General features: G+C 59.7%; 22 protein-coding genes and 1 tRNA gene. 16 read left to right on the top strand and 7 right to left on the bottom strand.

The annotated features are described in order from the left end of the window. Position 1: 1 nt before the first annotated feature. The gene (locus Q1A32_RS03520) at positions 2-1,309 is read left to right on the top strand and encodes a TRAP transporter large permease (RefSeq protein WP_299649602.1); all 1,308 of its coding nucleotides are present in this window, start codon (positions 2-4) and stop codon (positions 1,307-1,309) included. Positions 1,310-1,312: 3 nt separating this feature from the next. Then, complete coding sequence (locus Q1A32_RS03515) at positions 1,313-2,239, top strand: hypothetical protein (protein WP_299649599.1); 927 nt, start codon at positions 1,313-1,315, stop codon at positions 2,237-2,239. Between the two features lie 8 nt (positions 2,240-2,247). On the opposite strand, the gene Q1A32_RS03510 is transcribed toward Q1A32_RS03515, so the two are convergent. After that, a complete protein-coding gene (locus Q1A32_RS03510) occupies positions 2,248-3,027 on the bottom strand; it encodes an alpha/beta fold hydrolase (RefSeq protein WP_299649596.1) in 780 nt (259 codons plus the stop codon). Between the two features lie 42 nt (positions 3,028-3,069). Then, positions 3,070-4,383 carry an NAD(P)/FAD-dependent oxidoreductase gene (locus tag Q1A32_RS03505; RefSeq protein WP_299649593.1) on the bottom strand — a complete coding sequence of 438 codons (1,314 nt, stop codon included), beginning with the start codon at positions 4,381-4,383 and terminating at the stop codon, positions 3,070-3,072. Positions 4,384-4,660: 277 nt separating this feature from the next. Between Q1A32_RS03505 and Q1A32_RS03500 the strand changes: the two genes are divergently transcribed. After that, positions 4,661-6,946, top strand: a complete 2,286-nt coding sequence (locus tag Q1A32_RS03500; RefSeq protein ID WP_299649591.1) for a glycosyl hydrolase family 28-related protein — start codon at positions 4,661-4,663, stop codon at positions 6,944-6,946. 10 nt (positions 6,947-6,956) lie between these two features. Here Q1A32_RS03500 and Q1A32_RS03495 read toward each other — a convergent pair whose 3' ends face one another. Continuing rightward, positions 6,957-7,646, bottom strand: coding sequence for a hypothetical protein (locus Q1A32_RS03495; RefSeq protein WP_299649588.1), 690 nt, complete (start codon positions 7,644-7,646; stop codon positions 6,957-6,959). A 139-nt stretch (positions 7,647-7,785) separates the two neighbouring features. Between Q1A32_RS03495 and Q1A32_RS03490 the strand changes: the two genes are divergently transcribed. Both Q1A32_RS03490 and Q1A32_RS03485 read left to right on the top strand, forming a co-directional pair. Beyond that, entirely contained in the window at positions 7,786-8,061 is a 276-nt protein-coding gene (locus Q1A32_RS03490) for a hypothetical protein (RefSeq protein WP_299609521.1), read from the top strand. Between the two features lie 122 nt (positions 8,062-8,183). After that, positions 8,184-8,450, top strand: coding sequence for a zf-TFIIB domain-containing protein (locus Q1A32_RS03485; protein ID WP_299649585.1), 267 nt, complete (start codon positions 8,184-8,186; stop codon positions 8,448-8,450). Here the strand turns inward: Q1A32_RS03485 and Q1A32_RS03480 are convergent. Continuing rightward, positions 8,447-8,785, bottom strand: coding sequence for an EamA family transporter (locus tag Q1A32_RS03480; RefSeq protein WP_299609527.1), 339 nt, complete (start codon positions 8,783-8,785; stop codon positions 8,447-8,449). The two genes, Q1A32_RS03485 and Q1A32_RS03480, sit on opposite strands and share 4 nt — an antisense overlap. A gap of 105 nt (positions 8,786-8,890) precedes the next feature. Further along, the gene (locus Q1A32_RS03475; protein WP_299649582.1) at positions 8,891-9,310 is read right to left on the bottom strand and encodes a hypothetical protein; all 420 of its coding nucleotides are present in this window, start codon (positions 9,308-9,310) and stop codon (positions 8,891-8,893) included. Positions 9,311-9,520: 210 nt separating this feature from the next. On the opposite strand from Q1A32_RS03475, the gene Q1A32_RS03470 reads away from it, so the two are divergent. The 3 genes from Q1A32_RS03470 (at position 9,521) to Q1A32_RS03460 (ending at position 11,901) form a co-directional block, all read left to right on the top strand. After that, entirely contained in the window at positions 9,521-9,727 is a 207-nt protein-coding gene (locus Q1A32_RS03470) for a cold-shock protein (protein ID WP_299609533.1), read from the top strand. Between the two features lie 227 nt (positions 9,728-9,954). Beyond that, complete coding sequence (locus tag Q1A32_RS03465; RefSeq protein ID WP_299649579.1) at positions 9,955-10,272, top strand: antibiotic biosynthesis monooxygenase; 318 nt, start codon at positions 9,955-9,957, stop codon at positions 10,270-10,272. Positions 10,273-10,518: 246 nt separating this feature from the next. Beyond that, on the top strand, positions 10,519-11,901 hold the full coding sequence (locus Q1A32_RS03460; RefSeq protein ID WP_299649576.1) for a hypothetical protein: 1,383 nt from the start codon (positions 10,519-10,521) through the stop codon (positions 11,899-11,901). 26 nt (positions 11,902-11,927) lie between these two features. Here the strand turns inward: Q1A32_RS03460 and uvrB are convergent, their stop codons facing one another. Continuing rightward, positions 11,928-14,132, bottom strand: coding sequence for an excinuclease ABC subunit UvrB (gene uvrB / locus Q1A32_RS03455; protein ID WP_299649573.1), 2,205 nt, complete (start codon positions 14,130-14,132; stop codon positions 11,928-11,930). 298 nt (positions 14,133-14,430) lie between these two features. Here uvrB and Q1A32_RS03450 point away from each other — a divergent pair, with 298 nt between their 5' ends. Further along, positions 14,431-14,985 carry a hypothetical protein gene (locus tag Q1A32_RS03450; protein ID WP_299649570.1) on the top strand — a complete coding sequence of 185 codons (555 nt, stop codon included), beginning with the start codon at positions 14,431-14,433 and terminating at the stop codon, positions 14,983-14,985. Positions 14,986-15,126: 141 nt separating this feature from the next. Here Q1A32_RS03450 and Q1A32_RS03445 read toward each other — a convergent pair whose 3' ends face one another. Continuing rightward, a complete protein-coding gene (locus Q1A32_RS03445) occupies positions 15,127-16,275 on the bottom strand; it encodes an adenylate/guanylate cyclase domain-containing protein (RefSeq protein ID WP_299649567.1) in 1,149 nt (382 codons plus the stop codon). 97 nt (positions 16,276-16,372) lie between these two features. On the opposite strand from Q1A32_RS03445, the gene Q1A32_RS03440 reads away from it, so the two are divergent. The 7 genes from Q1A32_RS03440 (at position 16,373) to Q1A32_RS03410 (ending at position 21,070) form a co-directional block, all read left to right on the top strand. After that, complete coding sequence (locus Q1A32_RS03440; RefSeq protein ID WP_299649564.1) at positions 16,373-16,684, top strand: ETC complex I subunit; 312 nt, start codon at positions 16,373-16,375, stop codon at positions 16,682-16,684. Beyond that, positions 16,684-17,130, top strand: a complete 447-nt coding sequence (locus Q1A32_RS03435) for a cupin domain-containing protein (RefSeq protein WP_299649561.1) — start codon at positions 16,684-16,686, stop codon at positions 17,128-17,130. Before Q1A32_RS03440 ends, Q1A32_RS03435 begins: the two co-directional genes overlap by 1 nt. After that, positions 17,127-17,591, top strand: coding sequence for a GNAT family N-acetyltransferase (locus tag Q1A32_RS03430; RefSeq protein ID WP_299649558.1), 465 nt, complete (start codon positions 17,127-17,129; stop codon positions 17,589-17,591). The genes Q1A32_RS03435 and Q1A32_RS03430 overlap by 4 nt, the downstream gene beginning before the upstream one ends. Before the next feature lie 42 nt (positions 17,592-17,633). Next, positions 17,634-17,710, top strand: a tRNA-Arg gene (locus Q1A32_RS03425). Between the two features lie 352 nt (positions 17,711-18,062). Beyond that, positions 18,063-18,980: an MBL fold metallo-hydrolase gene (locus Q1A32_RS03420; protein WP_366141198.1), complete on the top strand. Its 918-nt coding sequence runs from the start codon at positions 18,063-18,065 to the stop codon at positions 18,978-18,980. Continuing rightward, a complete protein-coding gene (locus Q1A32_RS03415; RefSeq protein WP_299649555.1) occupies positions 18,980-19,921 on the top strand; it encodes an MBL fold metallo-hydrolase in 942 nt (313 codons plus the stop codon). The genes Q1A32_RS03420 and Q1A32_RS03415 overlap by 1 nt, the downstream gene beginning before the upstream one ends. Positions 19,922-20,008: 87 nt before the next feature. Beyond that, entirely contained in the window at positions 20,009-21,070 is a 1,062-nt protein-coding gene (locus tag Q1A32_RS03410; protein WP_366141197.1) for a YeeE/YedE family protein, read from the top strand. Position 21,071: the final 1 nt, after the last annotated feature.

Raw genomic sequence — 21,071 nt, 5'->3', positions numbered from 1 at the left:
GATGGAAGAAGTCTATGCGATCAGCCTGTTTCTGTTTGTGTTGTTCCTGCTGCTGGGCAGTGGGGTCTGGGTTGGCTTGGCCCTGATGGGTGTGGCCTGGGTCGGGATGGAGCTGTTCACGACAAGACCTGTGGGCGACACGATGATCACGACGATCTGGGCGTCGTCATCCAGTTGGACGCTGACAGCGTTGCCGCTGTTCATCTGGATGGGAGAAATCCTGTTTCGAACGCGGTTGTCGGAAGACATGTTTCGGGGCCTGTCCCCATGGCTGGCGCGGTTGCCGGGCGGGTTGGTCCATACGAATATTGTCGGCTGTACCGTCTTTGCTGCTGTCTCGGGATCGTCTGCGGCGACGCTGACCACCGTTGGCAAGATGTCCATTCCCGAGTTGCGGGCGCGGGATTATCCCGAGCGCATTGTCATTGGCACGCTGGCGGGGGCTGCGACGCTGGGTCTGATGATCCCGCCATCGCTTGCGTTGATCGTTTATGGCGTGACTGTGAATGAAAGCATCACGCAGCTCTTCTTTGCTGGCGTGTTTCCCGGGCTTTGTCTGGCGCTGATGTTCATGGGGTATGTGGCCATCTATTCGTGGATGTCGAGCGGTTGGAATCCCAAGCAGGAAACCGGCATGAGCTTTGGCGAGAAGCTGAAGAATTCGCGGTTTCTGATCCCTGTGCTGTGCCTGATCTTTGTGGTGATCGGGTCGATGTATGCAGGTTACGCCACCGCGACTGAGGCAGCCGCCATTGGCGTGATTGGCGCGCTTGTGCTGGCCGCAAGTCAGGGGTCGCTGACATGGAACACGTTTTCGGAGAGCCTGATGGGGGCCACGCGCACGTCGGCCATGATTGCGCTGATCCTTGCGGGCGCTGCGTTTCTGAAGCTGGCGATGGGCTTTACCGGGCTGCCGCGTGCCTTGGCCGACGGGATTGCGACCATGGAGCTGTCGCGCTTTGAGTTGCTGATGATCCTGATGGTGTTCTACATCGTGCTGGGCATGTTTCTGGATGGGATTTCGTCTGTCGTTCTGACCATGGCCGTGGTCGAGCCGATGGTGCGCGAGGCGGGGATTGACCTGATCTGGTTTGGCATCTTTGTCGTTGTGGTGGTCGAGATGGCGCAGATCACGCCGCCCATCGGTTTCAACCTGTTTGTGCTGCAGGGCATGACCGAGCATGAGATGGGGTACATCACCCGTGCGGCCTTCCCGATGTTCATGATCATGGTGCTGATGTGCTTTGTCCTGATCTGGTTCCCGGACATCGCCATGTGGCTGCCCGAGACCATGCGACAGGCCCCCTGACGGGTGATCCGGGCGCTTTCCACGATTGGGCGGCACGGACAGTTCTGCCTGATTGCCGGGCTGGTGGCGGGGCTGCTTTTGCCTGGTGTGGCGGCGGTGCTGACGCCGTGGATCGGGACAATGGTGGCGCTGCTGTTGTTCGTGACGGGCATGCGTGTGGGTGCGCGGCGGGCCTTTGGCAATCTTGAGGCGTTGCGGCCCACGCTGACGCGGCTCGTGATTTTGCAGACAATCCTGCCGGTAGTGGTCGCGGTGTGCCTGACGGCGATGGGGGTGATTGATGCGCCGCTTGCGCTGGCTGTGGTGCTGATGCTGTCGGCCCCATCGCTGACAGGTGGGCCGAACTTTGCGATCATGCTGGGGCATGATCCGGCGCCGGGGATGCGGTTGCTGGTGTTGGGCACGGCCCTGTTTCCGCTGACCGCTTTGCCGGTGCTGATGATCGTTGATCCGGTGGGGACCGGGGCGCTTGGCGCGGTGTCGTTGTCCTTTGGACTGCTGAGCGCGATTGTGATTGCCGTGGGCTGCGGGTTTGCCGTGCGGCGGATGGTGCCGCGCTTGGGCGAGCGGCCTGCGCAACAGGCGCTGGATGGCTGTGCGGCGATCCTGTTGGGGGTCGTCGTGGTCGGCCTGATGAATGCGATTGGGCCGTTGCTGCGGGCTGACCCACTTGAGTTGGCGTTGTGGCTGGCGGCGGCTTTGCTGATCAATTTCGCCCTGGTGCTGGTGACGCTGTGGCTGTGTCGCCGGTTCGGGTGGACGATGCCGCTGGCAACCGGGATCTACGCGGGCAATCGGAACATTGCGCTGTTTCTGATTGTGTTGCCCCCCGAGGTGGCGGCCCCGCTGATGATCTTTGTGGGGTGCTATCAGATCCCGATGTATCTGACGCCGTTTCTGCTGCGTCGTTTCAAGCAGATCGCGACCTGAGCGGCGAGTCAGTCGAGTGCCGCTTCGATCAATTGATAGAATTGGTCCTGTGCGTGGACCTCTTGCCATGGCTTGTGGCCGCATTTTTCCAGCAGAGTGAAGGTGGCCGACGGCAAGGCCGCTTGCAGAGGGAGGCGCACACCATCTGCGGGCCGTGGGTCATGGTCCCCGTGCAAGGCGATGACGGGGCAGCGGATGGTCGCGAGGGTGTCCAGTAACGCGCCGCTTGTGCGCATGGCGTTGGCTTCGGGCCAGACGGATCGGTGAATGTCTGCGTCGAACTGCACGTCCGGCAGGGGGGACGTGTCGCGTTCGAATGTGTCCGCCACGTCGTTGAGCGCGATGAAGCGGGCGGTGCGTGTGGGATCGCCGGAACCGAGGTTGAGAGTGGCAAGCTCTGCGCGTTGGGCATCGGTTAGGCGGGCCGCTTTGGTCGCCTTGATAGCCTCGGTGTGGCGCGCTTCAAACGGGCCGCTGCCGACGAGGACAAGCTTGCGCACCAGGTTGGGGTGGCTTGCGGCAAAGAGGCACCCGAGCCACGCGCCCCAGGACCAGCCGATCAGGGTGATCGGTGGTGTGCTGTGGTGCGTGATCTGTTCGCGCAACTCTTCGATCTGCGCGCCCACCGAGTGTTGCGTCTGGAACGGTTCAAGGACGGCGTGGCCCCGGTGCCCAAGCTTATGCGCAAAGGCTTCAACCTCTCCCGCGCCGCCGGGACCGCCGTGCAGAACGACGACTTTGGCAGGTTCGGCGCCGTGGTGCCGGACGGTGTGCTGCGTTTGGGTCATTGCTGCGTCTGCCTGTCGGCCCAAGGGACACCGGTGCGTTGCCTATTCTGCAGCATGTACGCTGGGTTTTGGTTCCGTGTCGTGGTCTTCGTGCAGGGGACGGAGGCCGGTGATGAGCCGAGCCCCTTTGGAGAAGGTGAGGTAGGACCAGAACCAGTTCATAGCCACGAAGACCGGGTTGCGCACGCCGATCAGGAAGTAGATATGCGCGACGCCCCAGAGCCACCATGCGACAAAGCCCGACATGCGGATGCTGCCGAAGTCGATGACCGCGGCGTGCCGTCCGATGGTGGCGAGGTTGCCCGCGTGACTGTAACGGAAGGGTTTCTTGTGGGCTTTGCCAGCGGTCAGCGCCTTGATCCGTTTGCCCACATATTTGCCGCCCTGTTTGGCCGCAGGCGCGATGCCGGGCACATCGAGCCCGTCTTTCCACGGCACCTGGGCCGCATCGCCGATCACGTAGACATTGGGCGCGTCGGGCAGGCTGAGGTCGGGGTTGACGGGCACGCGGCCTGTGCGGTCGGTCGTGGCATCAAGCCAGCGGCCCACGTTTTTGACCGCGACACCTGCGCCCCAGACCTTGGTAGCGGAGGGGATGAATTGGTCGGCCAGTTTCACGCCGTCTTCGGTGATGTCCTCGACCCGCGTGTCGACCATCACTTCGACCCCCAGTTTTTCAAGCGATTGCTGCGCCTTGGTGGAGAGGCTTTCGGGGAAGGCCTTGAGCAGGCGGTCGCCCGCCTCGACAAGGATCACGCGGGCATCGCGGGAGTTGATGCGGTGGAAGTCAGCGGCCAGCGCGTGGTTGGCCAGTTCCGCAATCGCGCCTGCCATTTCCACGCCGGTGGGGCCGCCACCGACAACCACAAAGGTCAACTGGCGGCGTTGTTCGGCATCGGAGTTCGAGATTTCCGCCCGCTCAAACGCCATCAGCACCTGTTTGCGAATTTCCGTCGCGTCGATAATGCGCTTGAGGCCGGGAGCGTGCTTTTCCCACTCGTCACGGCCAAAGTAGGAGTGGTGCGCACCCGAGGCCACGATGAGGTGGTCGTAGTCGAACTGTCCCTCTTCAGTGATGACCTTTTGGGCCTGTTTGTCCACATCGAGCACTTCGGTCAGGGCCACCGACACGTTCTGCTGGTTGGAAAAGATGCCACGGATGGGCCAGGCCACGTCTGCGGGCGACAGGTCTGCCGTGGCGACTTGATAGAGCAGGGGCTGGAACAGGTGGTAGTTGCGTCGGTCGATTACCTTGATATCGACGGGCGCGTTTTTCAGTGCGCGGGCGGCGGCCAAGCCACCAAAGCCAGCGCCAATAATGACGACCTTGGGTCGGGATTGCGTAACCTTTGACATGGCGACCTCGCTGCGGTTGCAAAGGGATTTGCTGCGTTTGCACATAGCATAGGTCGGGTCGCCCTACGGATTATTCCACAATCGATGCAAAGGTTGTGAGCGGTTGTAACAATCGAGCGCTGTGTTGCGCGGGTACAGAACCGTCCGCACGGTCCTGTCGGCGCCCGTTAACCCATCGTTGATACTTCCCTTGCCCGCGACGGCCGAACCATCTGGCCGATTTCTGGTGACTGCGAGACACGGGCTGTTTCGGCCCCTGTGGAAAAGGGATGATTGGATGAACAAGGCAATTACTGACGGCGTACTGCTGATGCCGCCCGCGTTTGCGGATGGTTTGAATGTGTGGTCGAGCGGTGATGGTACGCCGGGATCGGACACGTATCAAAACGCTCCCAATGCGGCCTTCGTACCGGCTGATCAGGACTTTGGCGGTTGTCTTGAACTGCAAAAGACATCCAACACGACGCGCGTCCGCTACATGGGCGAAACACCGTTGCTGCCCGGATGTTACCTGCGTGTCATCGTCCGTTTGAAGGCGATCAGCGGCAGCCTGCCGTCGGTACGCGTTGCAGGGTTTGCGGCGCGCGCCAACGGTTCGTCCGTACCGGGTGTGGATACAACCGGAGAGAGCGTTGCCCTGACGAGCTACGGCGAAGTGACCGAGGTGTCGGCCATCATCGGTGCTGGCAACCGGGCCGGTGTGGACCTTGTTTGGGGATCGGATGCAATCTACGGCCACTTCGGCCTGGATCTGACAGGCCCCAATGGCGGTGTCGTTCGCATTGATGACATCATCATCGAAGACATCACATCCGTTTTCCTGCGCGATATCGTATCTGTCGTGGATGTCCGCGACTTTGGCGCCATGGGAGACGGGTCAACCGATGACAGCGATGCCTTTGATGCGGCGATTGCGGCCGCCAACGGGCGCACCGTTCTGGTGCCGGACGGTGTGTTCCGCCTTGAGAAGGATGTGGCGTTCGAAGAGCTGGTGAAGTTCGAGGGTACGCTGAGCATGCCTGACGACAAGATGCTGCTGTTGCGCAAGAGCTTTGATCTGCCGACCTATATCGAAGCGTTCGGCGACGAGGTGCTGGCCTTCAAGAAGGCGTTCCAAGCCCTTCTGAACAGCTCTGACCACGAAAGCCTCGACATGGGCGGGCGCCGTATTGCAGTGTTCGAACCCATCGACATGCAGTCCGCAGTGCCGAACCGTGACCAGTTCAACACCCGGCGTGTTATTCGGAACGGTCAATTCGAAGCGCAGGGCGAAGACTGGAACACCGTCACTGTGATCAGTCAGGCGACCTACTCGTCCACGAACGGTCGCACACTGACGGATGTGGCGAACATCGCCAATGTACCTGTCGGGGCGCATGTCAGCGGCAACGGGGTCGGTCGCGAGATCTACGTGCGCAGCAAGAATGTGGGTGCGGGGACCATTGAACTGAACGCCCCTCCTTTTGATGCGGATGGCACGCAGAATTTCATCTTCCGCCGGTTTGACTACCTGATCGATTTCGGCGGGTTCTCCAAGCTGTCGAAGTTCAACATGTCGAACATCGAGTTCCAGTGTAACGACAAGTGCAGCGGCATCATGCTAGCGCCCGCCGGACCGACATTCGAACTTCAGGAATGCTTTATCAGCCGCCCCAAAGATCGCGGGATCACCTCGATCGGTGGTGGTTGCCAGGGCATTCTGATTGACCGGTGCCAATTCCTGTCATCCGAAGAATCCGAGACTGTCGCGAACCGGACTACGATCGGCTTCAACGTGAATTCCAATGACGCAAAGATCCGCGACTGCCGCGCGACCCAGTTCCGTCACTTCATGCTGCTGGCCGGGCAGAACCACCTGATCAAAGGCAACCACTTCTTTCAAGGCGATGGCGTTGCGGATGGCGTCCGCACGGCGGGCATTGTGCTGCAGGACAATTACACGGCCAGCGTGATCACCGGGAACTACATTGACAATTGTTTTGTCGAATGGACCAATGAACGCGACCCCACGCCCCAGTTTACCAGCGGCTTTTCGTTCAGTTCCTTCAGCTTGACGGACAACGTGTTCCTGTCCGGCGATGTGGCGCCCTGGTTCAGCTATCTCGTGGTCAAACCGCATGGCACGGGTCATTTCCTGAACGGCATCACAGTGACGGGCAACCGGTTCCGTTCCATCAACGGAAATATCGACCGGGCGGAACGTGTCGATACCAGCTTTGCCGATCTGGACTACAACCGGAACCGGTCTGTCTGGTTCAAAGGCAACTCCTATCACAACGTGAGTGAGCATGCCGAAAACCCGCTTCTGGTGGCTCATACCCAAAGCACCAACGCCCGGACATGGACGGTTGGCACCAGCAAGAAGCTGCCCTTTGAAAGCTTCTGCCATTTTGTCGACTCTGTCGTGCTGACGGGCGACTTGCGCAACAACTCCAACCAACGCCGCTATGAGGCGCCGGTGGGTCGGGGTCGGATTGGTCCGAACGAAGACGAGTTTTCGCTCGAATTCAGTGAAGACATGCGTGGGTCGATCCGGGCCACTGTCCGCATGGACAAGGATTGATCCAGCGCGGTCAGAATGACTGCCACATGCCGAATTTAAGGGCGAGGACACCTTCCTCGCCCTCGATACCGACGACAATGCTGGGCGCTTTCGGCTTTTTTGGCTGCCATATCAGCGATGGAGCGAGCGTCGTTGATACGTCTCCGTCCGCGCTGCTGACGAATACCTGCATCATCACTTTGAACCTGTCATTCAATGTTAGTCCGAATGTGCTGTCGATTTTCAGTGTGTTCGGTCCGTCGTCGATGGCCCATTCAACGGCACCATCCACGGCCAACCATCCATATTTCTCCCAAACCTTTATGCCTTTCCCATAGCTCAACCCTGTGCGCAGGAGCGGGTCCATGGCGATGCCAAAAGTGCTGCCAACACCTATCTCGTAGGCCAATTTGTACTCGCGTTCGCCGGTGGGGATCGGCTTGCGTAGAAAGACGAATGCGGTGCCATTGCCAAGTCGCCCGCTTGTCATGTCCACATCGACCTTGGCACCCAGCGTCAGCTTTGGTCGCAGCCCGTATTCGATGAACAACGACCCGTCGAGCCGCCCGCTTTCCTCGTAGACGCTGCTGTATGACAGAAAGCCTTTGCGGTGCTCCTGCAACCACGCCCCAGCCATCGCGCCGGTTCCGGCAAGCAGCGCGGTCAGAAGCAGGGGTAGGATGTGCAGGCGGATGGTCTCGGTCCACTGGAAGGTTAACAAAGTCCAACCGTGGCCCAAACATGGTTAACAATTGGTGAGTCATCACTTTTTGGCACTCAGGATGTAAAATTTTTCGGAACCTTTCGGGCACCCATCTGCGTTTGCCCACCGACGCAAGTGATGCGAAAGGAGATTTGAGATGAAAGCGACAATGACAGTTTTGCTGGCCGTGGTGGCCGTTCTGGCCGTGGGTGCTGCCGTGTACATGGTGGACATTGACCAGACACAGGAAACACGTCTGCCAGAAGTCAGTGTCGAGGGTGGCCAATTGCCCGCATTCGACGCCGAGGTCGGGGAAGTGAACCTGACCGAAGAGACAGTCGACGTGACAGTGCCGGACGTGGACGTGTCCATGGAAGAGACCACAGTGACCGTGCCCGGCATTGAAGTCACGCCGCCCGCAAACGACGGCTGATTTTCAAATCGCCCTGTTCAATCTGAGCCCCTGCGTCGTGCGCGGGGGCTTTTTTGTGCGGTGTCCCTATGGGGGGCGTGTTTCCGCACTATATTGGTCAAGTAATCAACGGAGAGATGCCCATGCAGTGCCCTATCGACGGAACCCAACTTGTCATCACCGACCGAAGCGGGGTCGAGATTGACTATTGTCCGCAGTGTCGCGGCGTGTGGTTGGACCGGGGTGAGCTCGACAAGATCATCGAGCGTGCGTCCGCTTATTCTGCACCGCCCCCGCCGCCTCAGGCCGAACCGCAGATGTCCCGCGGGTATGACGATCGCCAGTACGATCCACGCCGCAAGAAGAAAAAGGGCATGGGTGATCTGCTGGGCGATATCTTCGACTTTTAGGCGAGGCGGCTCATCAGGATCATCGACAAGAGTGCGCAGCCCAGCCCCGCATATTCGCGGGCGTGGAGCGTTTCGCCGAAATAGACGGCTCCGATTATGGCCAGTGCGATCAATGTGAGCATGGAGTAGGCCACGCCGGCCTGCGCCAATGTCACGTGCTGCATGGCATAGAACCAGAAGAGCGCCGATGTGCCGTAGAGAACAACACCCAGAATGACGGGCCAGGACCACATGGGCTGGTTCCCGTCCGCGGCGAGTTTGATGGCATAGTCACCGACGACGACAATCATCGCGGTGACAAAGGTCAGTGAAAATCCAAATAACAAATGGTCCATGTAAAAGCCCCTTGGACGGGCCTCGCGATGGTCTGCGGGGCAGTGAAATATGAGATCACTGTAACAGGCATGCAGCGGCGCGCTTAGTCAGGTATTCCTGACGTCTCAGGCGATGGGGGCTGTGGTGCAGGCGCGAAACTGTTGGACCGGTCCGGGTGCACCATCAAGTGACACCGTGATTGCAGCCGTCTGGGTGAAGGCGTTGGCAGTGCTGTTGAACTCTAGCCCATCCAGCACGTTGCCAAAGCCGCTGTCCGTGACCGTGAGGGTCTGGTCGGTGGTCTGAAAGGTCTGGGTTGAGATGGTGTTTGGACGGGCACCGTCAAACCGGATGGAGAAGGCGGGCGCACCGGGCCACCCCTCTGGGCTGGTGATCGCGATGGCATAGAGGGCCGTCGCGTGGTTATAGGTGACCTGCACATCCGCCCCACTTTCGCTGTGCGACAGAGTGCAGATCGGGGTGGTCGAGAACTCCCACGCGTGGGCAGGCGTGGTCAGCAGGACGAGGGCAATCAGAATACGCATGGCATTATGGTAGAGCGAATTTCGTCGGCGGACATCTTCCGACGCGTTTCGAATACCCTTGTGCTTTGGCGTGGATGCTGTAGAGCCGGGCTTGCATAGCTATTCTACTCGATGTTCTGACTTTCCTCACGGCGACCAGTCTCTCGATCAAGACGACTACGCCGGACCGCTGCATTCCCGTGAGCGGTAATTATTGAAGGAAGACATCACATGGCCACTGGCACAGTGAAATGGTTCAACTCCACCAAAGGTTTCGGCTTCATCGCACCCGACGGCGGCAGCAAGGACGTGTTCGTCCATATCTCCTCCGTTGAGCGTTCGGGCCTGACCGGTCTGGCCGACAACCAGAAGGTCACGTTTGACCTGGAATCCGGCCGTGACGGCCGCGAGAGCGCGGTCAACATCGCTCTGGCATGATCGGGGTAGTGGGGTGAAACCCCACCCTACGGTTCAAGATTTGGCGCGGCGCCCGTATGGGGGCCGCGTTTTTTGTTTCGCGCGCGAAACATTGTTTGTTATCAAATGGTTAATTCTAGGCAGATCGTGCGAGGCTCGGCCCGATAGGTACGAGGGATGGGTTGCGTGATGCGCCCTTGATCCGTGCGGTGCCAAGCTGTGCTATGATGCGGGCAGGGAGGATGCCCATGCTCAAGATCGACACCGCCACCGACTGCCAGACCGTGATCACCACCTTCGAATGTTCGCCCGGCACCTGTGCCGATGTGCTGGACAAGCTGCAGGGGGCGTACCGGGATCTTATCTCTCATCAGCCGGGGTTCATTGCCGCCGGGTTGCACGTGAACGACGCGCAGACGCGGATTGCCAATTACTCGCAATGGCAGCGGCGTGAGGATTTTCAGGCGATGCTGCGGACGGACGAGATGCGGGACCGCAACCGGGAGATCGCGGGGATGTGCACGCGGTTCGAGCCGGTGATGTATGAGGTGGCGGGGGTGTTTTGAGGCGGAAACTTTTCTATTGGCGCGGATAGCCACAGATGAAAGGTGCATTGTTGCCTCAATCATCGGGGTTGTTAGGCCAAATCTACCGGTCAGACTCTGTGGGAGAATATGCATTTTTTTGCTTTTCACCGATTAATGCATTGTTTTTGCTCGTCACACAGAAAAAAATCAAATAGCAAGCCTCGCTCCATAGTTGTGTGCTTGCGCCTTTTATGGTATAGGTGAGTTTTAAATGAATATATTCTCGTGATTGTTATGGTTAAAGAAGATAATAAAAGCGAAGCTCAAAGCGAACCTGAGTATGATCAATCAGATGTTGCTTCAGTCGAGGAGCCGCGTAAGCGCGATACAGAAGCATCAAAATCTCCAGTAATCTTGGATGGTAGACTTGTTGAACGAGCCGGTCTGATAGTCTTTGTCCTTTCTGGAGCTGTTGGTGTACTTTTCCTGTTCTTTTCGATCATTTTTGCGGATAATGTTGAGCCGTGGATTCGCTTCCGAAGTGTTGAGCTTTTTGCAATGCTCGCGGCTATTGGGATTATTGTCTCTTTAATTTCTCGCACTCGGGATAAATTCATTTCAGCATTAGGAGTGTTGATTATTGGAGCCTTAATTATTCCAACTAAGGATATGGTTTATTTTACACTTCTAATAACAGGCCGGAGCCTTTCCGAAGAAGTCGGGGGTGCAGCACTAAAAGATGGGTCTGAGTTCAAGGGGCGGGACTCGGATTTGGCGAATAAAATTATTACGAATTTGCAAGAGACCTCAAGGCAAGAAGGAGAGCGGGTTACTAGTCCTAGTACTGCAATTATTGGAGACTTGGATAATAAAGCAAGAACTCAGGCAGTTTTATCAATCTCTAGAACTGTTGCAAATGATAGAATCACGACGCACCTAGAGCGCTTGCGTTACAGTGGAGCGTTGGGTTTGCTGCTGTCTTTCCGACCGTCAAGAAATTCCGAAATTGATGGCGAGGGCGGATCATTCAGGGAATTTTATTACCGCTACGGTGAGGAAGAAGAGTTCTTAGAAGACTTAAGGACGTTACGTGCTCAAGAGCTTGTTAACTACAGTTATACAGACGTGGCAGAGGCGGAGGTTACTTTTTTGGGTAAGCAAGTTATTTGCGAATACCACCGGATATTTGACTCTGCCGAATGCCCATTCCTAGAGGTTCTTGAGTTTCAGGACAGGGTACAGGCACGAATCCCGCAAATCCCACGTGAGTCAATTGGAAACCTATCGAGCCCACGTAGTCAAGCGCTGGCAGAGTGTCGCGACGGATTCCGAAATTTGCAAGGGGAGCTTACTGGAGATGTTGACGTTGCGCTGCCTTACTACGCTCCACTTAAAGTGGCGTCGACGGAAGGAATTAGAGTAACTATCGAATTGACTGATTTGGTGCGAGAGGTATTCGTGGACCCATACCTCGTGCTTCTTCGAGTTGGGTTAGTAAATAGTTGTGAAATCGTAGAATATGACGATGATGGAGGCGGTGGTCTAAATTCAAGAATTACGGTCAGTTTGCAAAAAGGCGACTATGTTGTAGCGGCACTCAACTATGGACGGTCCGTTGAAGGATTCAATAGTAGACTTTCGATCAAAATGAACAGTGTGGAACGCTAGGATAACCTAGCTGGCGAAACTCTGCCCTACCGTTTCCGCCGCTTCACATTCCCACCCCTTTGACCAGCCCGCCCCGCCGTTGAGCGACCGGACGCCTTCTGCGCATCGTCCACGGCTTTCTCCACTGCATACTGACGCGCCAGGGGATCATCCGCCACGACCAGATCGACCGTTTCCAGACGTTTGACCTCGTCCCGCAACCGTGCCGCTTCTTCGAACTCAAGATTCTCGGCCGCTTTGCGCATGTCGGCGCGCAGGCCATCGAGGACCGCTTGCAGGTTGCCGCCCGCCATCTGGTTGTCGATCTTGGCGGTGACGCGATTCATGTCCGTGTCGCCTTTGTAGAGGCCCGCCAGCACATCCTCGACGTTTTTCTTCACCGTCTCGGGCGTGATCCCGTGTTCTTCGTTATAGGCCATCTGCTTGGCGCGGCGGCGGTTGGTTTCGGCCAGTGCACGCTCCATCGAGCCGGTGACCTTGTCGGCGTACATGATCACGCGGCCATCGGCGTTGCGTGCGGCGCGGCCGATGGTTTGCACAAGCGAGGTCTCGGACCGCAGGAACCCTTCCTTGTCCGCATCCAGGATCGCGACCAGCCCGCATTCGGGGATATCCAGCCCCTCGCGCAGCAGGTTGATCCCGATCAGCACGTCGAAGGCCCCAAGCCGCAGGTCGCGCAGGATTTCGATCCGTTCCAGCGTGTCGATGTCGGAGTGCATGTAGCGCACGCGGATGCCCTGTTCGTGCATGTATTCCGTCAGATCCTCGGCCATGCGCTTGGTCAGCGTGGTGCAGAGAGTGCGCATGCCGGCCTTGGCGACCTTTTGGACCTCGTCCAGCAGATCGTCGACCTGCATGGAGACGGGGCGGATTTCGACGGGCGGGTCCAGCAGGCCGGTGGGGCGGATGACCTGTTCGGTGAAGACGCCGCCTGTCTGTTCGATCTCCCATGCCGCGGGGGTGGCGGAGACGAAGACGGATTGCGGGCGCATGGCGTCCCATTCCTCGAACTTGAGGGGGCGGTTGTCCATGCAGGAGGGCAGTCGGAAGCCGTGTTCGGCCAGTGTGAACTTGCGCCGGTAGTCGCCCTTGTACATGCCGCCGATCTGGGGGACGGAGACGTGGGATTCGTCCGCGAACACGATGGCGTTGTCGGGGATGAATTCGAAGAGCGTGGGGGGCGGTTCGCCCGGGGCGCGGCCCGTGAGGTAGCGGGAGTAGTTTTCGATGCCGTTGCAGACGCCGGTGGCTTCGAGCATTTCCAGATCGAAGTTGGTGCGCTGTTCGAGCCGTTGCGCTTCGAGCAGTTTGCCTTCGCCCACGAGTTGGTCGAGCCGCATCTTCAGCTCTTTCTTGATGCCAATGATGGCCTGGTTCATCGTGGGTTTGGGCGTGACGTAGTGCGAGTTGGCGTAGACGCGGATGTGGTCGAGCGTGTCGGCTTTTTCGCCGGTGAGCGGGTCGAATTCGGTGATGCTTTCCAGTTCTTCGCCGAAGAAGGACAGCCGCCATGCGCGGTCTTCGAGGTGGGCGGGGAAGATTTCGAGGCTGTCGCCGCGCACCCGGAAGGAGCCCCGCTGGAAGGCGTGGTCGTTGCGTTTGTATTGCTGGGCGACGAGGTCTGCGATGACCTGCCGTTGGTCGTATGTCTTGCCCGTTTTCAGGTCTTGCGTCATGGCCCCGTAGGTTTCCACCGACCCGATGCCGTAGATGCAGGAGACGGAGGCCACGATGATCACGTCGTCCCGTTCGAGCAGCGCCCGCGTGGCGGAGTGGCGCATGCGGTCGATCTGTTCGTTGATCTGGGATTCTTTCTCGATATAGGTGTCGGAGCGGGCGACGTAGGCTTCGGGCTGGTAGTAGTCGTAGTAGCTGACGAAGTATTCGACGGCGTTGTCGGGGAAGAACCCTTTGAACTCACCATAAAGTTGGGCGGCCAGCGTCTTGTTCGGCGCAAGGATGATCGCGGGGCGTTGAGTTTCCTCGATCACCTTGGCCATGGTGTAGGTCTTGCCGGTACCCGTGGCCCCCAGCAGGACTTGATCGCGGTCGCCGGAAAGAACCCCTGCGCTCAGCTCCTTGATCGCGGTGGGCTGGTCGCCTGCGGGCTGGAATTCGGTGTTCATCACCAGATCTTTGCCGCCCTCCAGCTTGAGACGGGTGCGGACATCCTCGGCCGGGTTGGCGAGGTAGGTGACGGGATCGGTGGAATCGGTGTGCGTGTATGCCATGTTTTGTTATCTGTCGCGCGCCCGCCCGGATGCAAGGGGGGCGGGCCCGGTGGGTGCCGCCTGAATGTGCATTGCTGTCAGAATGTGTCAGGAGGTCGCCGGTTCGACGCAATGCTGCGAGGCGTCGGCTTTACGGGACAAAACGGGAGTGCATGGCTGTGCGTCCGGGTTCGTTTCTGACGACATGGATGTGCAACAAGCGATCTGCCGCGCATCCAAGGGGCGCGCGCATCCTGTTGTTTGATCTGTCACGCGCGCTGGCTAGCCTGTCCTGATACCTCAACCATGGAGATGCTCAATGCCCAGTGACGACGACACAGAAACAGAGAACGAGATTGTGGTAACAGCGGACCGGATTTCCACAGACGACAATGGTGGCGGTGGGTTTTGGGGTGGTTTCGGCGGCACCTTCGGCACCTTCGGCGTCGTCCAAGGCCAACAAGGCCCTGTCGGTGGGGGCGGAGGGGGCGCAACGCCACCAAGCCCGGAGGAAGAGAATGAGATCATCGTGACGGCACCGCGCCCGTCCGACGCCGACGGCGATGACACACCGCCCACGGTTGGCGACTTCGTGGATGCCGCCTTTGATTTTCTCGACGGTCGCCTCGACGGTGAGGACGGTTTCGAGTTCAAGTCGACGCCTCCGAACATCGAGTACGATTTGTCCGTGGAGCCGGGTGGCGACAGCGCAACCTTCTCTGTCTACGACCGGATGAACGAGACGAAGACGACCTATTACTACACCAATGATGGCAGTTTCGGCACCTTCGATGTCCCCCTCGACAACTCTGACTTCAGCAGAGGAGGCCAGTACAGCAACCCTGCGCCAAGCATCGACTACGATTTCTTCTGATGCGTGAGGGTGCCGCCGTGTGCGGCACTCTCGCCCTTGCAGGCTCTCATATGCACGCGCATTGACTCCCAATTCCGCGCAGGTTTTGTGGCACCGGGCACAACCGTGCTTTGGCGTGTACAGCGTGTTGCGGGGCGAAGGTCAGGGGACGTTCGGTGCGTGCAGGGGCATGGGCATATCCAGCCCCTTCAGCACTTCGGTGGTCACGTGGCGGGTGGGCATGCCCGTCAGCCGGGCGGCGTGGTCCGACAGCAGAATGGGTTCGTCGAGCCTGCCGCAGAACGCCTCGACCCGGGCTGCGATGTTGACGGACTGGCCCAGCACGGTGAAGTCGATCCGTTCGCGCGCGCCCACATTGCCATAGAGCAATTCGCCATAGTGGATGCCGGTGCCGAAGGGGACGGGCAGGTCGGCCAGTCGGGCGATCCCGAGGGCGGCGTGGGCGGCGCTGAGGGCCTGTCGGCAGGCCTGCACCTTGCCCGCATCGCTGCCGTCGGAGGGGAAGAGCGCAAGAATGCCGTCGCCCATGAACTTGAGGATTTCGCCGCCGTTGTTGTCGACGGCATCCGACATCACCTCGAAATACCCGTTGGCGATTTCAAGCACCCGCTCTGGTGGTTCGGCGGCGTTCAGGGCGGTCCAGCCGCGGATGTCCGAGAACAGGATCGCGGCCTGCGTCGTCTCGATGTCACCGCGGGTGATCTGGCCGTCCAGCACCCGCTGGCCCGTATTGGGGCCGAGGTAACTGGTGGCGATGGCCGTGGCGAGGTGGAAGTTGCCGTGGGCTTCGGCCACGGGTGACAGAACCTGCGACAGCGTGGTGAGCAGCGCAATATCGTCGTCGCTGAACCCGTTTGCGCCATCGGACACGACCATCATGATACCGCTTGATGCGGCCACGAAGTCCAGCGGAACACCGTAGTAATCCGTCGCACCACGTTCTTTCAGTTCGTGCAGAATGGTATGGTCCGTGTCCGTCAGTGGCCCTGTCAGATTGCGCCGGTACGGCGTGCGTGTCGTGGCCACATGTTCCATCGGGCTGCCGACATACGCGGAGCGGCTTTCCAGCCCATGCGGGGCTGCGACCTGAACAATCGGTCCGCCCTCATTTTCCCACACGAAGCTGAGCGCGGTGGTCAGCGGGTGCGTGGTGCGCATGCCCAGCCTGAAGCGCATCAGGTCCATGCCCCCGTCGCGCAGGCGTGGCCCCAGGCCGTCCACCAATGCCTGAAGGCCCAACATGCGTCCTGTGGACAGGATCCAGGCGATATGCGCGTCTGTGTCTTGCATCTGTTTGTTATGGCACGCTTTGCATCTGAGACAATTCGCATCTTGCAGCGCGGGCCGGAATTCCCGATATATTCGGGAGCCAGAATGGAGCGACCTCATGCGCGCACGCATCTTTCAACCGGCCAAGACGGCCATGTCATCGGGCACGGCCAAGACCAAGCATTGGGTGCTGGAATTCGCACCTGCATCTGCCCGGTCCGTTGATCCGCTGATGGGCTGGACGTCATCGTCCGACACGCAAGCGCAGGTTCACATGACATTTGAAAGCAAAGAGGCTGCCCTCGACTATGCCAAGGAACATGGCATCGACGCGCAGGTGCAAGAGCCAAACAAGCGCAGGGCCAACATTCGCCCCGGCGGATACGGTGACAACTTTGCCACAAACCGGCGCGGTGCCTGGACCCATTGATGGGTGGCGCGGTGCACACGCCTGCAGGGGCGGGCGCCCCGAATGACGCGTTTGGATTGCCCCGGCGCTTTCACGTCACAGGCGACGCGACCCTGCCATCGGTCTGGGAAGAGGACGTGCCCGAGGGCGCGGGCCCGCCCCGACACATCCACACCAGCGCAGCCGAGCTTTTCGTCGTGCGCACCGGTCGTGTCCTGTTTGAAGCCGATGGCGCGCAGTTCGAGGCGGGCGCAGGCGACACCGTCTTGATCCCCATGGGTGTGCCCCATGCCTTCAAGGGGCTGGCCCCGGACGGGTCCGTTGTGCTGATCACCCTGTCACCCGGCGGCGGCGACGCGTTTTTCCGCGCCGTGTCGGATGAAGGGTTGAGCCCGGCCACCGACATGCCGCGCATCACAGAACTTGCGGAACTGTATGACGTCGCTTTCGTGGGGCCGCCGTTGTGAGTGGTCTGACGGTGGAACGTATGGGCGTGGACAGCCCTGCCGTGACGGCGCTGTTGCAACGTCATTTCGATTTGATGCGCGCATCGTCCCCCGAGGAAAGCTGCCATGTGATGCAGCCCGATGCGTTGCTGGAGCGCGACGCGGCGCTGTTTGCCGCTCGCGAGGGGGCTGCCGTTCTTGGCGTTGGTGCGATTGCCGTGATTGGCCCAGAGCATGGCGAGTTGAAGTCCATGCACACGGCTGCCGAAGCCCGCGGGCGGGGTGTGGCCCGTCACGTCCTTCTGGCTTTGCTTGCGCATGCCCGCGACATCGGTCTGACCCGCGTCAGCCTCGAGACCGGGACGGCAGAGATGTTTGCCCCGGCCCGCACCTTGTATGCTGCGCACGGCTTCACGGAATGCCCGCCTTTCGGGACCTATCGTGAGGACCCCTTGAGCGTTTTCATGACCCGCACGCTCTGAACCCTTGCCCTGCGCGTTGACCTGCGGCAAGACGGGTACAGCGGTCCCTTAGCTCAACTGGATAGAGCAGCTGACTTCTAATCAGCAGGTTGAGGGTTCGAGTCCTTCAGGGATCGCCATTTTTTGTATTTTGGGGTGTGCACGTTTGGATGCGCCTGTTCAGGTGGGGCGCGCAGCCGCGGTTCAGAACATTTGGCTTGGCCGTATGTTCGGGGCTTTGACGTGATGAGTTGGTCTAGGGACATGTGAGCTACAGTGCAGGCGATTGTGCCTCGCGTTGACGGATTGGCGCGGGTCAAAGTGGATTTCTGAGACCCTCGCACAACCGAGTATGGCTGTCGAAGACCAGTGAGCCCTGCAACACCGTCAACCGCGCCGTACATTCGGCTGTCAGGACACGTTCTGCACGCACCAAGCGCTTGCATTTAAGCGGCATTCCCTACATATTCATATTAAAGAATGCGAGGTGACATGGTGAAGCTGAATAGACGATCGCTCCTCTTGCAAGGCGGTGCCGCTGCGGCAGCATCCTTGTCCGTTTTCCCCAAAGTGACCAGCGCGAGCGTCGGGCAGGCGACATTGACGACGGTGAGTGACGGGAACCTGATACTTCCCGGAGATTTCATCTTTGAGCCGATGCCTCAGGATGGGCTGAAGCGCGTTTTGGCAGACTTCGGTATTTCCCACGAGCGTTTGACACCGGAATGCAATCTGGCGCTGTACCGGGATGGTGAACGCACCGTCCTGTTCGATGCCGGGTCGGGTCCGGACTTCATGCCAACCGCGGGCACGGTTCTGGAGAGTTTGAACGCGGTGGAGCTGGCGCCGGAAGACATCACCGACGTGGTATTCACCCATGCCCATCCGGATCACATCTGGGGGCTGATCGACGAATTTGACGATCCGCTGTTTTACAATGCCACCTACAGGATGGGCCGTGCAGAGTGGGACTACTGGTGGGATCCGGACACGGTAAACACCATTGGCGATGCCCGTGCCGCATTTGCGGTCGGTGCCAAGCGGCGGATGGAAGTGATCGAGGACAGCGTTGTGTTCTTTGAGGACGGGCAAGAGATTTTGCCCGGCATTGCCGCCGTCTCTTCGCCCGGTCATACGCCGGGGCACATGAGTTTCGAGCTTCGCAACGGGTCGGACAGTGCGCTGGTTCTGGGCGATGCCATTGGCAATCACCACGTGGCCTTCCGCAAGCCCGATTGGATCAGCGGGGCGGACCAGAATGGTGATCTGGCGGCCGCCACGCGCGCTGTGCTGTTTGACCGGATCATGTCCGAGCAGATGCAGATTGTCGGCTTCCATCTGCCTGAAGGTGGCATGGGTCGTGTGGATCGTGATGCGGAGGGATATGTGTTCCTGCCGGGTGCCGCGTGATGCGCTGGGCATGTACATTGGTTCTGTGCGCTGCACCTGCCTTTGCCAGTGAGGACATAGCGGATCAGTATCCGGCGTCGCTGCTGTATTCAAAACCGGTGGAGGTGATCCCGCATGTCTGGTCGGCCATTGGTGCGACGGCGCCGCCCACCTACGAAAACAGTGGTCACAACAACAACCTGAGCTTCATTGTCACGGGCGACGGTGTCGTCGTGATCAATGGCGGCGCTGCGTATCTGCTGGCCAAGGCGCTGCATGACGAGATCAAGGAGATCACGGACCAGCTCGTGAAACTGGTCATTGATGAAAACGGACAGGGCCACGCGATGCTTGGCAATTCATACTGGGCAGAGCAGGGGGTGCCGATCCTTGCTCATGTGGATGCCGCGCACGAGATCGAAGAACGCGGCAATCGCATCCTTGAGAACATGGAACGCTACAACCGGGACAAGGCCGAAGGAACCTTCGTCGCCCCTCCGACAGAGACCTTTGAGGACAGGAAAGTGATCGAGATGGGCGCGTTCCGGATGGAAGTCCTGCATCTTGGTCCTGCGCATGGACCCGGTGACACGCAGGTCTGGTTGCCGGAACAGGGGCTGGTGATCGCAGGCGATATGGCGTTTCACGAGCGGATGCTGCCCATTTTCGAGGACACGATTGTGCTGGACTGGATCGAAACATGGGAGTGTTGTTTCGAGCCGCTTGGCGCAACTTACGTCATTCCGGGCCACGGGCATCCGACCAACATGGATCAGGTGCGCCGGTACACGCGGGACTATCTTGTCCATCTGCGCGAGGCGGTGGGCGCACATCTGGACGCGGGCGGCGAATTGGCAGAGGCCTATTACGTCGATCAAAGTGCCTATGCCCACCTCGACACGTTCGAGGAGTTGGCCACCAGAAATGCGGGCCGCGTGTTCGAGCAGATGGAATTCGAATAACCCGGGGCCATTTGCGATGGGTCAAGGCGTAGGTGTCTGCGGTCTGTCACTGCGTGCATACGTGGTCTGAGACGGGAGCGTATGGACATGGAAAGCCTGATAGACCGATTTGGCGATCCGGCAGTAATGTGCGCGGCGGGCGCGCTTGTGGGATTGGTGTTCGGTGCCGCGGCGTTGCACGCGCGGTTCTGCCTGCGTGCGGCAGCCGTGGAGGTGGCGGAGGGGCAGGCGGGGCCGCGTCTGGCGATCTGGCTTGTTGCCTTTTTCGCGGCCCTGCTGGCTGTGCAAATCACGGTCATGACGGGCGCTGTTGATCTGAGCGGGGCGCGGCAGTTGGCTGCGACGGGCAGCCTGTCCGGGGCGATCATCGGTGGGGGGATGTTCGGTGTGGGCATGATCCTTGCGCGCGGTTGTGTGAGCCGCCTGCTTGTTCTGTCGGCCACCGGCAATCTGCGGGCCATTGTCACGGGGCTGATCGTCACGATCGTGGCCCAGGCCGCGCTGAGCGGCGCGCTGTCGCCGATCCGCGAGTGGATGGCGTTGCTGTGGACCGTGCCGGGTGGCGCGACGCGCAGCATGGCTGCGATCCTTGGTCTTGGCTTGCCCGTGATCACCGGTGTCGCGGCGTTGGCGTTGGTGGGGGCGCTGATCTTTGGCTGTCTTGAGCGTGTGCCCGTCTCCGAGCTTGTGGCGGCGGCCTTTGTAGGGCTGGCCGTCTTTCTGGGGTGGGTCGCGACCTATGCCATTGCGCAGGCCTCGTTTGAGGTGATCGCGGTGCAGTCCGTCACCTTTACCGGTCCGTCGACCGACACGCTGATGGCGCTTGTCACGGCCCCGCAGGTCGCGCCCAGCTTTGGTCTGGGCCTTGTTCCCGGCGTTTTTGTCGGCGCGTTGGTCACGGCGCTGATCAAGGGCGAAGCGCGCATTCAGCGCTTTGACGCAGATACGCCGATGGAGCGGTATCTGGTCGGCGGTATCCTTATGGGGTTCGGCAGCATGTTGGCGGGTGGCTGTGCCGTGGGGGCTGGCATGGCGGGCGGCTCCATCATGGCGCTGACCGCATGGGTTGCCGTGTTCTGCATGTGGCTGGGGGCCATGGGTACGCATCGTTGGATGGCGTCACGGGGAAAACTGCTGCGATCAGCCTAGC

Source organism: uncultured Tateyamaria sp. (assembly GCF_947503415.1).
Classification (GTDB): Bacteria; Pseudomonadota; Alphaproteobacteria; order Rhodobacterales; family Rhodobacteraceae; genus Tateyamaria.
This window is presented reverse-complemented; position numbering and strand designations above follow the sequence as displayed.